We start from the raw sequence: 13,432 nt of genomic DNA, 5'->3' as shown, positions 1-13,432 counted from the left end.
ATGGGGAATGGGTGGGGACTCTGAAGCTTGATAGCATAGCGGTAGCGTTAGCGAGGAACGAGAATCCGTAGGGGCGTCTGACTCGCGATCGCCGTGGCCAGTTGATATTGAAAGAACTGGGAATATCTACTAGGAGCGACGCGATCGCGAATAGGATGAGATTTAGTATGTGCTTAAAAATAAAATGAAGACACCACAAGATGCACGACAATACGCACCAGCCACCCAGCGCAATAGCGAACCAATTATAGAAGTACTTTTACAAGTATTGCCTGCGAGTGGAACTATCTTGGAAATAGCAAGTGGTACTGGCGAACACGCAATATTTTTTGCCCCCAGGCTCAGCCCTCGTAAGTGGTTACCAACAGATGCAAATCCGCAATTACGAGCCAGTATCATTGCATGGGCTGAACACTTTCCTGATGATAATCTTTATCCACCGCTTGAACTTGATGTTAGAGAACCAGTTTGGGCAGTGGAGAAAGACGCACTAAGTGAGCGGCTTGATACATCGCCAATTGTTGCTATAGTCAACATCAATATGATTCACATTTCACCTTGGTCAGCCTGTCTGGGACTAATGGCTGGAGCAGGTCGTATCTTGCCACCAGGAGGTATCCTCTATTTATATGGGCCTTTCAAACAAGGTGGAGAACATACAGCACCGAGTAATGCAACTTTTGACGAATCTTTACGCGCCCAAAATTCAGAGTGGGGCGTGCGTGACTTCGATGATGTTGTAGCAGCGGCTAGCGCACAAAATTTAACTTTGAAACAGACTTATCAAATGCCGGCAAATAATCTTTCGGTAGTGTTTCAACGTTCTGATAATTTAGAATAATTTGCAATCACTTCCAGCCTTTGGTTTTAGCTGCAACGGATATACTTGTTACCGCTTCAGATGAGGTTTGGGAAATTGATTGTGATCAAGCGTCTGGAGACTGTATTATGTCTGTATTATCGATGGTAGATACAGTAGTTGAAGTGCTGGTCATGTGAGATGTTTATAGAAAACATGCTTATTATTGGTGGTAGCCGTGGGATAGGTCTGGCAGTAGCAGAGTATTACCAAGACAAAGACAAAGTAAGAAACTTAGTATGTGTTTCACGGAATGCATCAAAATTTGGAAAGTGGGTTAAGGCAGATATCTCAGAACAAGAAGGTATTGATAAAGTTTGTGCAGTTTTTAACGATCGCTCTCTAGATGCGCTTCTTTTTCTCGGAGGAACCTGGGAAAAATGTGCATTTACCACTGACTATAATTTTAGCAACAGTAGTTATGATGAAATTGATCACGTAATAGCTGTCAACCTCATAGCTCCAATTAAGTTAGTAAAAGGCTTAATTCCATCTTTTAAAAAATCCAAATTTCCAAAAATAATTCTTATCGGCTCCCTATCAGGTTTGGATCATCAAGCATCAAGAGAAGTCGCAAATACAGCTTCTAAATTTGGGCTACGCGGTGCGGCACAAGCTTTGCAAATTGAACTAAGTAATACTGGAATTAGCGTCACGGTAATTAACCCTGGAAATGTTGCAACACCAGAAGTCTTAAACGACATAGCTGATAGTACTTTCTCACCTCAAGTTCCTATCCCACTAAGTGATTTAATATCTGTAATTGACTGTTCACTAAAGCTATCGCAGGCATCATATATACCCGAAATTAATCTTGCACAACTCAAATCTGTAGTTTTCTGAGGACGGTAGTAGTTACTAAGCTGGTGAGTGCTTCTCTATTAATGTAGCTCGTACCGCCGCCGTATGTTTATAACGCAGCCCTGTCCAGTTTAAGGTCAACGCATCACAAATACCATCGGTTAATAGTCGAGCGATCGCATTTAGAGCTTGTCCCATAGCTGGACGGAAGCCGGGGGCAAGTTGCGATAAATAGACCGTCGCCGGATGTTCAATTAATTATTAATATTTGATGATAATTATAAATTCCCAAATTAGAAGATATAAAGTCTTAATGAAAGCTAATTTACCTAATCGAGAAAAAACCAATGTCTAATATCGAAATTTCTAACCTGTATCCTGTTGGCTCTAATCTCTTTCAAGATTGTGAAAGTTTTCTCAATGAACTAACGGATTCGGAAGTAATACTTTTAACAGGTGGTATCCGTGCCCCTCGACCCACACCGCCAGTATTTCTGCCTCCATGTAAATACCCACAGCCAACACCACCAGTATTTTTACCACCACACACGTATATACCATACAGCCACTAACCAATCAATTGATTCTACCCCGTACTCTACCCGCTCAATCGCTAACTGAGCATAATATTTAACCCGTTTCCACCAAGAATCACGGAGTTTTTTATCTGTGTCCATACCCCCCCAATTATTACTTCCATCTTCATTAATGGAGGGTGTGGACGGCGGATTAATCCCATACTGAGCTTGCATCCGAGCTGCATAAGCCGCGTTTGTCTCTTGCTCCTCTTGGCGTTTCCTTGGGGACTCTTCCCCATTCTCCATCCCCTTGTGGGTGGAGTTTTTCATTTAGGATTGCTATATGCTTTCAGTAACTAGACCCCTAAATCGGTAAAAAACGTGAATCTGCCATTGATTACTCGTGCTCAAGAATACAACAATAAAATAGCGATTCTCGTTCCGAGAGGCGGCGCCAACGCTACAACTGAAGAAGCATTTACATATTGGGATTTGCTTCACATCTCCAGTCAAATAGCGACAGTTCTTCTTAATGATGCGGAAGATTTACAAGAGGAGCGAGTCGCCTTTCTCGTCCCGCCTGGGTTTGAGTATGTAGCCACTCAATGGGGGATTTGGCGTGCTGGTGGAATAGCCGTACCTCTATGTATTTCTCACCCGCGACCAGAATTGGAGTATGTGATTATCAATTCAGGAGCATCGATTATTGTTGCCCATCCCAATTTTGAAGCTATATTGCGCCCGATCGCCGAAGCCCAAAATTTACGATTTATCCTCACCTCAGAACCGCTCCCAGATCATGTTAGTCGCCTCCCAGAGCTAGATATCACCAGACGTGCATTAATTCTGTATACGAGCGGTACAACAGGTAAACCGAAGGGTGTGGTTACGACTCATCACAATATTCAAGCGCAATTGACTAGCTTGATTACCGCTTGGGAATGGACATCCGATGATCGAATTTTACATGTACTACCACTGCATCATATTCATGGGATTGTCAACGTCCTGACCTGTGCATTATGGGCTGGGGCGGAGTGTGAGATAGTTAGCAAATTTGATGCCGAAACCGTTTGGAGGCGAATTGGTGACGGTGATTTAACTTTATTTATGGCAGTACCGACGATTTATGTAAAGCTGATTGCTGCTTGGGAAACTGCCTCTAGCGATCGCCAAAAAAGCATGTCAGAAGGTTGTGCTAAAATGCGCCTGATGGTTTCTGGCTCAGCAGCGTTACCAGTTCAAGTTTTAGAAAAGTGGCAGACTATCAGCGGCCATTTTCTGCTTGAGCGCTATGGTATGACTGAAATTGGCATGGCGCTATCGAATCCTTTACATGGTCAACGGTTATCTGGATATGTGGGAAAGCCACTACCTCAAGTTGAAGTGAGATTAGTGGATGAGAACGCAGAGTTAGTTCCAGCAGGAACACCAGGAGAAATCCAAGTTAAAGGCCCCGGAGTGTTTCTAGAATATTGGCAAAACCCACAAGCAACCGCCAAAGCCTTCCAAGATGGCTGGTTCTGTACTGGAGATATCGCCGTAGTCGAGAACGGCAACTACCGGATTCTGGGACGGATGAGTGTGGATATCATTAAAACGGGAGGGTATAAAGTTTCTGCTCTGGAAATTGAAGAAGTGTTGCGATCGCATCCAGATATTCAAGAATGTGCGGTGGTTGGGGTTGCTGATTTAGAGTGGGGTGAGCGGGTTTGTGCTGCTTTAGTATTGCAACCGCAACGCGAGTTGACATTAGAATCTTTTAGGAGTTGGGCAAAAGAGCGATTGGCTGTTTATAAAGTGCCAACCCAAATTTTGAGAGTTGAAGAATTACCGCGCAACGCTATGGGGAAAGTGACTAAACCGACAGTGGTTGAGCTATTTCGAGCATAGCGATGGTAAAATTATGCACACTAGGATGACAAGTGATCCAAATCAAGTGGATCACTCTCAACATACTCCTTCGCTGTCATATCTTCCAGAGCTACTACCGAACCTTCTACAGCTTGGAATCGTCCAGATTCAGGGATTAATTGCAACCACTGTTTAAGAAATTTATCCCATCCTATTTCCTCAAATTGATTCTGTTCCTCGTCTCGAATAAACCAAAATATTAGTCGAATTTCAGAGCTATTCCATGAAGGTTCTGCACGCACTCTAATTTCGCGTAAGGCGCGGAGTGCTTCTCCTTCAGTGTTAGATTTATCATGCTTATCTCGCAGACGGTTTTGAAGCTTTTTAGCAAAGTCGTTGAAGTCGTCAGGGAAAGCAAATCGAGCACGTTTTCGTGTTAATGCTTGCCCAAATGCTCTAATCTCTTGATCATTGCCGCATCCTGGCTCACGCTTCCATTCTGCAATAACAGCCTTCTCTAATGTCATCACACGATCAAGGTCAGCAACAAGATTAAATTTTGCAACTCCTGGAACATAAGCAAACTGAGGTCGCCTACTTCGCTGAATTTCAGACAAACGTTGCTCATCAACCTCCACCAAAGGTACTACCTCTATGAATGGACGCTCGGCGCAAGAGCGTACAATATCGCATGTCTGTGTAACCACAACAAAACCTTTAACATCGGATTCCACAAGGTCAATTTCTGATTCTGCAACATCAGCAGAATCAGATGTCAAAGGGTGTTGAGGATTAAAGCGATGGACAAACCAGTGTTCTCCAAGTACACAATCACCCTGACACCACTTTTTAAGAGTGGTGTCTACTTTTTGAATCCAAACATCACGCTCATTGACCACTACGATTTTTTCGACTCCTTGCGGCTCTACCAGGTCTGGATTGTCCAACTTCAAGATGGATAGGATCTTGGAGAGCGTCAACCAGTTCTGCTGGATTCTGTGGTCTACGTGCTGCACGTACATCTTCAGACAAAGAACTTAACTGTGGTCTTGGAGGTGCATTACCGGAACCAATAATCTGCTTGAATTCTTCGTATTTACCTACAAGCATTAAGTCAAAAAGGGGTGTACCATTACTGCCAAGTTTCAGTAAAAGACTGCGATTGAGACTTGCGCTTCCTCGATCAATGTATTGAATAGCACCTAAGACTCGATGAAGATGCTCTTCATTAAAGCGGGATAATGGCTGCCCACTTGCCCAAAAATGAAGGCTTCTGCGTGAGACATTGAAGAGTTTAGCAAGTTGATCCCAGGTTAATCCACTCAATCTTCTCAGTTCGCTAAGAGCCTTCTGTGTTGATTCTGGAGAACTAGTTGATGGTAGAGTCAGCCCACTCGTTGTCATCTCTAAAGGGGCCAAAACATTCCTGTTATTTGTTATAGAATTAGCAGTGCTATTAGGAGCCATTAAAATTATAGAGGGAAAGCGATTAACGATAGATTTCCGCATAGCTCCAAGTGCAGAAGTATTCGGTAATAGATCAAGTTTTCTGTCTAGCAAATCACTCATAATTCACCTCCAAACCGCCGCAAAAACTCATCAGTCACTGCCCATCGAAAGAACGTATAAATTCTTTCAGAAAATTGTTTTGCTTCATTCATCAAAGCTTCAATACTGAAATCTCGTTTTTTTGAGAGAGACATATCTAGATCCAGTATCCAGCTAGACTCAGCAAAAGGTTCAATCGCCGCAGGATCAAAAGTTGTGTCAGCAGGAACGAGTCCCCACCTTGCAATGATTTGTTCCCCTCCATCAGGGATGATGAACAAAGATTGATTAATATTTTGATGAATATATTCTCTGAATCCAGCAGTTGCAATGCCAGCTATCTCAGGTTTTACCAGTAATGATAGATCATCTATATTTTGTCCAACAAGTCTATCGATGTATCGCATACCGAATCGCTCAATAATATCAATATTAGGATGAAAATTTTTTTTAAGAGCAATAAGTAAGCTTTCTAGACGTTCCAGAAAATCACTGCGACTTGAGTAAACAGTTGTCTCAAGTGCCAAAAAATTGGGTGCTAATGAGACACGCCAAGTTTCTGTTTTGTCCACAAATCGCCAAGTTATTTGAGGCACAGTTGGTACAAGACCTTGAGGGCCAAAAACGAAGCCCTGAGTTTGCTCAGGCTGTAGGTAAGGGTAATTTTCCCTAATCGCTTCTTGGAATGAACGAACAAATTCCTTATCTTCCATCGAAAGAATGGAAGGAAAGAGTACTTGCGCGATCACTCGAATCAGCGGTGCGTTTTGTAACGGCACTTCCTTGGGCGGCTGTGCAATGAATGGATTGGTATTGACCACTTTCTACATCCTTTGCGAGGCTTCTAGAGATTGTGCATCATCATTCTTTACATCTATCGTAATGCCATAGTGTGAAGTATAGTGTGAAGTTTAAGAAAGGTTTTACCGTAAGGTGTTGCATAACAGAAAAAATTAGAGCAAGCCCAATATTTATACTGCTTCTCTAGTCGTAGTTATGTTTGTAAGCCGCATTATATAGAAGGGCTTGAGTAGTCGAAAAGCATTGACGCAGCCCGTCGCAGGCATCGCCCTACCTAGTTTTCCACTCCTTTGGTATTTTAGGTGGACACCAGAAGAGGTTTTTGCTAGATACCCCAAGGGATTCCAGAATTTGACGCATCACCTCTGTGCAGTACATCCAGTGTCCCAAATCGTCATACATGCGATCGGGATTAAACTCGACATTGTAATGCAGCACGTTGGGAAGGTCTAAAAACTCATGGTTGGATTGGGGAGAAAGGAGCAAGAGTTGAAATGGTTTCCCGTGGCATTGTTTTTCCAGCTTGTTGACCAGATCAATAACGCCACCGCGATCGCTAATTCCTGTGCGAACGAAAAGCACTTGGTCGCAATTTTGCAGTACGTACCAAAACCGTTCAGAGCGTGCTGTGTAACGAAGGCGCATTCGTTCATAAACGGTAGACATATCGCCCGTCGGGTCGTCTGTCTCTTCGACTTCATGGGCAAAGGATAGACCCGACCACTTACTGTGGTAAATTCTGCCTGCATCGGGGCTGTAATGCAGGAAGGCAGGGTTCCACATATCATCAAAACCGTTTTCGATCGCATCCGCAACATCTCCAATATTGGTGGTGCGCGTTAGATCAAACGGAAAAGCGGGCCCATCGTACTCCATCTTATACAGCATCATGCGGACGGCACAGCGATCGCCAAGGGGAAGAATAGCCACACGGCTGATATCCGATAATTTGCACTTGTATTGGAAAAACACCGCTGATTTTGGTGGTGCTTTCACCCGGCTTTCTAACCCGTCGTTGCTAATCATCATGGTGCGAAAGGGAATGTCGGGATGAAGCGGATCTTCATAAACACCCGATGGCATGGCTTTCAGTGCTAAGCGTACCTCTTGCCACATAGGCTGGATGTTGTACTCGTTATCTGATTCATTAATCACCCAGAGGTGGTGATCGTCCGCTTGCAAAATCCCCAGATGCCCGTCATAGAACAAAAGTTTTGAGTTGTTCGACCAAAAGAGATTGAAGGCAGCGCTATATTCTAGGTCAACACCAGGGGGGATTTCTAGTATGGTTGCGATCGCGCCATCTTCTTGGACGGCGAAGAAGGGGAGCATCCCTTGCTGTGCAGATTTGGCAATGTAAATACCTGGTATCAATCCTGCCTGACTTTGCAGTGCAGTTTGCAATTCCTGCCAATAGGGAGCGATGGTGTAGCTGTATTGTGAGCGATTGATGATCCGCAAACGTTTCTCTTCAATACAAGCCCAAACATGGAATCCCTCATTATCAAAGATCGGGACTTCATTCGGCTGCTGGTAGCGTTGTTTTTCTTTTGCCAATTCGTTTTTGTTGATCTCAAACAAGTGCAGAGCGATCGCCTGATACATGAGGCGATGACCAACTGTGTTAGGGTGAGCCGGGTCGAAAAATGTCCCCACTTTCCAGTGTCCCTGCCCATTATCCACGGCTGCCAACCAATCTAGTACGCTTACGCCCCAATTCAGCATCCGGTTGTGTGTGTCCCTTAGCAACCAGTAATGTTCCGACTCATAGTCGCCATTGGGATAAACCCCGCCGAGAATCGGACGTGCTCCTATGTCCCGCGTCATTTTCACAAGCTGCTGCAAGCCACTTTCAAACCGCCGCTGTACTGCTCGGCGTTGGTGAGGGAGACAATAGGCTAACCCTTCGTTGCCTAGGGATAGGGCAATAATCACTACATCCGGTTGTTCTGGCGTGACAACTGACTCAAACCGGGCGATCGTTCTGCTAATATTCGCCCCTACTTCCGACACATTCACGAGTTGGTGCCCGTATTTTTCCTGCAAAGTTTGTCCTAACAGCCAGGCCCAACCTTTCAATAGCCAGGCTTTATGACCTAATGCAACGGAACTGCCAATAACTACAATTTTAAGCTTCTCAGATCCTTTATCGAGGGGCATCTTGACAGTAGGCTTCTCAATGTATCCGAACGGATAAGGCTGCAAATAACCGAATGCGCCATCATCCACAACAATTGTGCTGGACAGATTTTCAGGGTCAAGTGGCACCCATCGATTTGAACCTAGAACGCTCTCCCATCTTTTGCTGCCGTTTGAATAGAGACGTATGTACTTATACTCAACTTTTTGGCAATCAGCTGACTCCAAAGACGGCTGAATGTCGATTTCTCTATCTGTCCACCATAAAGGATAGCGATCGGCACTTGTACGCAGGTGGACACATCTGGTGATGTCCCACAGTCCCAACCCAGGAGTAGAACCAACAAGACCGATAGATTCGCCCGTTTGGGTATATGCAATGATCTGGAACCGATACATAGGGTTCTTTCTGGTTTAGAGAGTACGATACCAGACAGGAAGGCTAAATTCTTTAAAATGACATTTTTATATACTAAAAATAGTTCTACTTACTTAGAAGACCCAATATTCATTTAATATAAAAATATTGCATCATAAATCTTGGCGCAACTAAGAACAAATCAAAAGAAGGATAAGATTTAGTTAAAGTTTCCTTTTTGAGAAACAAAGATGGTAGAAATAACAAACATCGAAATTAACACTACAAAAGTCAAAATACCTAACAATGACTTAGAAATCGATGCTTACTTAGCTCAACCAGCACTGAAGGGAACCTTTGGCGCAGTTATAGTTTTCCAAGAGATTTTTGGAGTCAATAGTAACATTAGGGATATTACTGAACTAGTAGCTAAACAAGGTTATGTAGCAGTAGCGCCCGCCCTATATCAACGTATTGCTCCTGATTTTGAAGCTGAGTTTAGCCCCAAAGATATTGGGTATAGTCCAGAAGCCTATCAGCTTGGTTTGCAATACTATCAGCAAGTAAAGTATCAAGAAATATTAAGCGATATTCAAGCAGCGATCGCCTATCTAAAAACTTTACCCAATGTCAAAAATGATGCAATTGGTGCTATTGGTTTTTGTTTTGGTGGTCATGTTGCTTACATGGCTGCAACATTACCCGATATCAAAGCAACAGCTTCCTTTTACGGTGGTGGGATTACCACTTCTAGTTATGGTGAAGAGACTCCAACTGTTAATCGCACCTCTGAAATTAAAGGAACTATCTATGCGTTTTTTGGTACAAGAGATGCATTAGTTTCCCAGGAGGAAAATGAGCAAATTGAGGCAGAATTAAAGAAACATAAAATAAATCATCGTGTATTCCGATACGATGCAGGACATGGATTCTTCGCCGGATTATTCAAAGATCAGTACCCATTCTTAGCCCAGCACCCAAGCTACAACCCAGAAGCTGCTCCTGATGCTTGGCAACATGTTCTTGAACTCTTTCAAAACAACTTGTGAGCACTCTATCAGGACTTACGCAACTGGCACACAAGGCTTCTGGTATAAGAGTCAAGGGTCAAGAGTCAAGGGTCAAGGGTCAAGGGTCAAGGGTCAAGGGTCAAGGGTCAAGGGTCAAGGGTCAAGGGTCAAGGGTCAAGGGTCAAGGGTCAAGGGTCAAGGGTCAAGGTTTTTTGGACTTTTGACCTTTGACTCTGGACAACCTCTGGCGTTAAAAATATGACACTTGCGTAAGTCGTGTCTATCATCAGACACCTGGGAAGGGAATTTCCCGTCGCTTTCAATGAACCTTCTGGCAAATGCAATTGATGCGTTATACCAAACCTAGGAATTTGATACGATTAACAAAGTGGGCGACGCCTACGCACTCTTGAGCAGATTTGCAAAAGCATTATGGCAAAGCGTAAAAAAAGCAATCTCCAGTGGATTAAAGAAACGCTTGAATTAAAACCTGACCATCACTGGGAATCTCCATCAGGCTACAAAATTTTTGTCGCAGATCGGGGGGCTGTTCGCTTTAATGTTCCCCAGAATTGGGTTTTTGAGCCACAAGAAAAATCATTCAAATTCCTCGATAGAAAACCGCCCAATGATGATTGCTGCTTAGAAGTATCTTTCAATCGCCTGCCACCCAATGACTGGAGCCAGTTTCCGCTAAAATCTACTTTGAAGAAAGTCATAGAAGACGATAGTCGCAACGTCATTGCTAAAGGAGAAATCTTTACCATCAAGCGCCAAACTGCCAGGATTGTGTGGACACAGATGAAGTTTATCGACACCCAGGAAGAACCACGCGAAGCTTTTTCGCGGACTTGCATTGGTTTGGGGTCGAATGTTCAGTGCTTGATTACATTTGATTATTGGGCAGATCAAGCAGAGCAGCTAACACCCATTTGGGATGAAGTGATCCGTAGTCTCACACTAGGGCTGTATATCCGTGATCCAATGACTGGTACGGCTTTCCCAGATTAAACCCCAAGGTTAATATACTGGAAAAAATAATCTCATGTAACTAGATAATATAGCTTCGCCGCTAAATAGAGTAATCACAGATCCTAAAGCCAGAAAAGGCCCAAAAGGCATCTTTTGTGCTAATCTTTTTGGCGATCGCATTATTGCGCCGCTACCTACTAACACTCCCAGCGCACAAGCAATAAAACCAGCTAGGAGCAAGTACTTCCATCCCAACCAGGCTCCCATCATAGCTGCTAACTTCGCGTCACCTGCACCCATTGCAGCTTTACCAAAGGCAATTGAACCAACTATTGCGATCGCATCAAATAGCCATAAGCCTAATACCGCGCCTACTATTGCCCTCATCAGGTGATTTATTAATGCCTCCCCGCTAGCCTCTGGCAAAAAACCAACCACCATTTGAAATATAATCCCCACTACCAAACCAGACTGAGTAAGTGGGTTGGGTAAGGTCATAGTATCTAAGTCAATCAGCGATAGCGCTAATAACCAACTGCAAAAAGCCCAATAGCTTATTGTTAAAATTGAAACTTTAAATATCAAAAATACCAGTAAAAATACAAAAGCAGTTACCGCTTCTACTATGGGATAACGGACAGCAATTTTGCTTTTGCAATATCGACATCGCCCTCTTAACAACACCCATCCCAGCACGGGTAAATTATCGTAGGCTTTTAGCTGGTTTAAACAACGGGGACAGCGAGAAGGAGGCCAAAGAATTGACAACCCAGCAGGTACTCGATAAACGACAACATTGATAAAGCTGCCAATAGATGCACCTAATGCAAAAACAATGATACTCGCCGAGACGACCATCAAAATGTCCATATAGTCATTTGTCCTTTGTCATTTGTCATTTGTCATTTGTCCTTGATTTTTTGCCCTTTGTCCAGGGTTAATCAATCTTGACTCTTGACTCTTGACTCTTGACTCTTGACTCTTGATTAATACATGTGGGATTCAATTTGATTCAATGGCACAAAGCATTCTTGAGGTAAGAGGACTGGTTGATTAGTAAAAATTACCTTACCTCGATGAGTTACACGATTAATTGCTACACCTGAAGGTTGTCCAGCTATTTCGGGATGAACCTCACAGTGGGTGTAGTAGATTTGCCCAGCGGCTCTGATTACGGCGGGATCAATCAAAGGAGGCTGATTCTTTGGGGCAGTAAAATTTGTTTGTCCTTGTCGTAATGCGTACACTATCGACTGCTATATGATTGCTAGATTTCCCTATAGTCTACCCGAAACTTCTAGCCAAGGTTGCCAAATCGCCTAGTTGAGACTAAAAATTATTTTTCTTCAAGAGCATAAATCAATGCATTGCCCATAGCGCGGCAACCTAAAAGATTCTTACCTGGAGAGATTATATCCCCTGTGCGATCGCCTTGTTCTAAAACTTGGAATACGGCTTGTTCAATATAATCTGCCGCTTTTGGCTGGTCTAAGCCGTAGCGCAACATCATCGCCGCACTCAAAACCTGTGCTAGAGGATTTGCCTTATCTTGTCCTGCAATATCTGGAGCGGAACCGTGAACTGGTTCAAACACGCCAGGCCCAGAAGCACCTAAACTAGCAGAGGGTAACATCCCAATACTACCTGTGAGCATGGCAGCAGCATCAGAGAGAATATCGCCAAACAAATTCCCCGTAACCATAGTATCGAACTGCTTGGGAGCGCGTAATAGTTGCATAGCAGCATTATCGACGTACAAATGAGAAAGTTCGATATCTGGATATTCTTGGGAGAGTTGGGTGATGCGATCGCGCCACAACTGAGATACTTCTAATACATTCGCCTTATCCACCGAACAGAGTTTACCACCACGTTTTCGTGCTGCTTCAAACGCCACTCGCCCGATGCGTTCAATTTCCGACTCTGTATAAACCATTGTATTTATGCCGCGCTTCTCACCAGTTTCCGTGGCAAAAATTCCCTTGGGTTTACCAAAGTAAATTCCACCAGTGAGTTCGCGCACTACCATAATATCCACGCCTTCCACAACTTCACGTTTTAAAGTCGAAGCGTCAATTAACTGGGGCAAAATTTTCGCTGGGCGCAAATTGGCAAATAGTCCCAATCCTGCGCGTAACCCTAACAAACCTGCTTCTGGGCGTAAATAAGATGGTAGAGAATCCCACTTATAACCACCAATGGCGGCTAGTAATACAGCATTACTATTGCGACATGTATCTAGGGTGGTAGATGGGAGAGGCTCGCCTGTAGCGTCTATCGCTGTACCGCCAATCAGGGCTTCTTGGAATTCAAACTGAATATCAAACTGCTTCCCTACAACTTTCAGCACATCTACCGCCACTGCCATAATTTCAGGGCCAATGCCATCGCCAGGGAGGAGGGTAATGCGGTAGTTCTGAGTCATAGTTAGTTTTTACTCGGTAAATGCTTGCAGATTAAATATCATACCGAGCAAAATGTACCTGTGGAGTTTTTAATTTATTGAAAGTGGTGGGATTGGGGCATTGGGGATGGGGGATGGGGCATTGGGCATTGGGCATTGGGGATGGGG

General features: G+C 43.8%; 15 protein-coding genes. 6 read left to right on the top strand and 9 right to left on the bottom strand.

Annotated features, from left to right (window positions below):
* Positions 1 to 184 precede the first annotated feature (184 nt).
* Positions 185 to 841: a DUF938 domain-containing protein gene (locus IQ246_RS24350; RefSeq protein WP_194005901.1), complete on the top strand. Its 657-nt coding sequence runs from the start codon at positions 185 to 187 to the stop codon at positions 839 to 841.
* 159 nt (positions 842 to 1,000) lie between these two features.
* Positions 1,001 to 1,702, top strand: coding sequence for an SDR family oxidoreductase (locus tag IQ246_RS24345; protein ID WP_194005900.1), 702 nt, complete (start codon positions 1,001 to 1,003; stop codon positions 1,700 to 1,702).
* Positions 1,703 to 1,717: 15 nt separating this feature from the next.
* Here IQ246_RS24345 and IQ246_RS24340 read toward each other — a convergent pair whose 3' ends face one another.
* The gene (locus IQ246_RS24340) at positions 1,718 to 1,858 is read right to left on the bottom strand and encodes a hypothetical protein (RefSeq protein ID WP_194005899.1); all 141 of its coding nucleotides are present in this window, start codon (positions 1,856 to 1,858) and stop codon (positions 1,718 to 1,720) included.
* Between the two features lie 149 nt (positions 1,859 to 2,007).
* Here IQ246_RS24340 and IQ246_RS24335 point away from each other — a divergent pair, with 149 nt between their 5' ends.
* On the top strand, positions 2,008 to 2,232 hold the full coding sequence (locus IQ246_RS24335; RefSeq protein WP_194005898.1) for a hypothetical protein: 225 nt from the start codon (positions 2,008 to 2,010) through the stop codon (positions 2,230 to 2,232).
* On the opposite strand, the gene IQ246_RS24330 is transcribed toward IQ246_RS24335, so the two are convergent.
* Complete coding sequence (locus IQ246_RS24330; RefSeq protein ID WP_194005897.1) at positions 2,197 to 2,508, bottom strand: hypothetical protein; 312 nt, start codon at positions 2,506 to 2,508, stop codon at positions 2,197 to 2,199. The two genes, IQ246_RS24335 and IQ246_RS24330, sit on opposite strands and share 36 nt — an antisense overlap.
* Positions 2,509 to 2,559: 51 nt before the next feature.
* Between IQ246_RS24330 and IQ246_RS24325 the strand changes: the two genes are divergently transcribed.
* Positions 2,560 to 4,071, top strand: coding sequence for an AMP-binding protein (locus tag IQ246_RS24325; protein ID WP_194005896.1), 1,512 nt, complete (start codon positions 2,560 to 2,562; stop codon positions 4,069 to 4,071).
* 20 nt (positions 4,072 to 4,091) lie between these two features.
* Here IQ246_RS24325 and IQ246_RS24320 read toward each other — a convergent pair whose 3' ends face one another.
* The 4 genes from IQ246_RS24320 to IQ246_RS24305 all read right to left on the bottom strand — a co-directional run bounded on the left by IQ246_RS24320 (position 4,092) and on the right by IQ246_RS24305 (position 8,919).
* Complete coding sequence (locus IQ246_RS24320; protein WP_194005895.1) at positions 4,092 to 4,931, bottom strand: hypothetical protein; 840 nt, start codon at positions 4,929 to 4,931, stop codon at positions 4,092 to 4,094.
* Positions 4,921 to 5,601, bottom strand: coding sequence for an XRE family transcriptional regulator (locus IQ246_RS24315; RefSeq protein ID WP_194005894.1), 681 nt, complete (start codon positions 5,599 to 5,601; stop codon positions 4,921 to 4,923). Before IQ246_RS24315 ends, IQ246_RS24320 begins: the two co-directional genes overlap by 11 nt.
* The gene (locus IQ246_RS24310; protein ID WP_194005893.1) at positions 5,598 to 6,401 is read right to left on the bottom strand and encodes a TIGR04255 family protein; all 804 of its coding nucleotides are present in this window, start codon (positions 6,399 to 6,401) and stop codon (positions 5,598 to 5,600) included. The genes IQ246_RS24315 and IQ246_RS24310 overlap by 4 nt, the downstream gene beginning before the upstream one ends.
* A gap of 250 nt (positions 6,402 to 6,651) precedes the next feature.
* Entirely contained in the window at positions 6,652 to 8,919 is a 2,268-nt protein-coding gene (locus tag IQ246_RS24305; protein WP_194005892.1) for a DUF1796 family putative cysteine peptidase, read from the bottom strand.
* A 210-nt stretch (positions 8,920 to 9,129) separates the two neighbouring features.
* On the opposite strand from IQ246_RS24305, the gene IQ246_RS24300 reads away from it, so the two are divergent.
* Both IQ246_RS24300 and IQ246_RS24295 read left to right on the top strand, forming a co-directional pair.
* Positions 9,130 to 9,927 carry a dienelactone hydrolase family protein gene (locus tag IQ246_RS24300; protein WP_194005891.1) on the top strand — a complete coding sequence of 266 codons (798 nt, stop codon included), beginning with the start codon at positions 9,130 to 9,132 and terminating at the stop codon, positions 9,925 to 9,927.
* 393 nt (positions 9,928 to 10,320) lie between these two features.
* Positions 10,321 to 10,899 (top strand): hypothetical protein, encoded by a 579-nt coding sequence (locus IQ246_RS24295; protein WP_194005890.1) that lies wholly within the window; start codon positions 10,321 to 10,323, stop codon positions 10,897 to 10,899.
* Positions 10,900 to 10,908: 9 nt separating this feature from the next.
* On the opposite strand, the gene IQ246_RS24290 is transcribed toward IQ246_RS24295, so the two are convergent.
* The 3 genes from IQ246_RS24290 to leuB all read right to left on the bottom strand — a co-directional run bounded on the left by IQ246_RS24290 (position 10,909) and on the right by leuB (position 13,285).
* A complete protein-coding gene (locus tag IQ246_RS24290; protein WP_194005889.1) occupies positions 10,909 to 11,730 on the bottom strand; it encodes an A24 family peptidase in 822 nt (273 codons plus the stop codon).
* Between the two features lie 116 nt (positions 11,731 to 11,846).
* Entirely contained in the window at positions 11,847 to 12,107 is a 261-nt protein-coding gene (locus tag IQ246_RS24285) for a hypothetical protein (RefSeq protein WP_162396835.1), read from the bottom strand.
* A gap of 89 nt (positions 12,108 to 12,196) precedes the next feature.
* The gene (gene leuB / locus IQ246_RS24280) at positions 12,197 to 13,285 is read right to left on the bottom strand and encodes a 3-isopropylmalate dehydrogenase (protein ID WP_194005888.1); all 1,089 of its coding nucleotides are present in this window, start codon (positions 13,283 to 13,285) and stop codon (positions 12,197 to 12,199) included.
* Between the last annotated feature and the right edge of the window lie 147 nt (positions 13,286 to 13,432).

This window comes from aff. Roholtiella sp. LEGE 12411, assembly GCF_015206995.1.
Lineage (GTDB): Bacteria > Cyanobacteriota > Cyanobacteriia > Cyanobacteriales > Nostocaceae > Komarekiella.
Note: the sequence above shows the minus strand (reverse complement) of the source record. Positions and strands in the feature narration are given on the sequence as shown.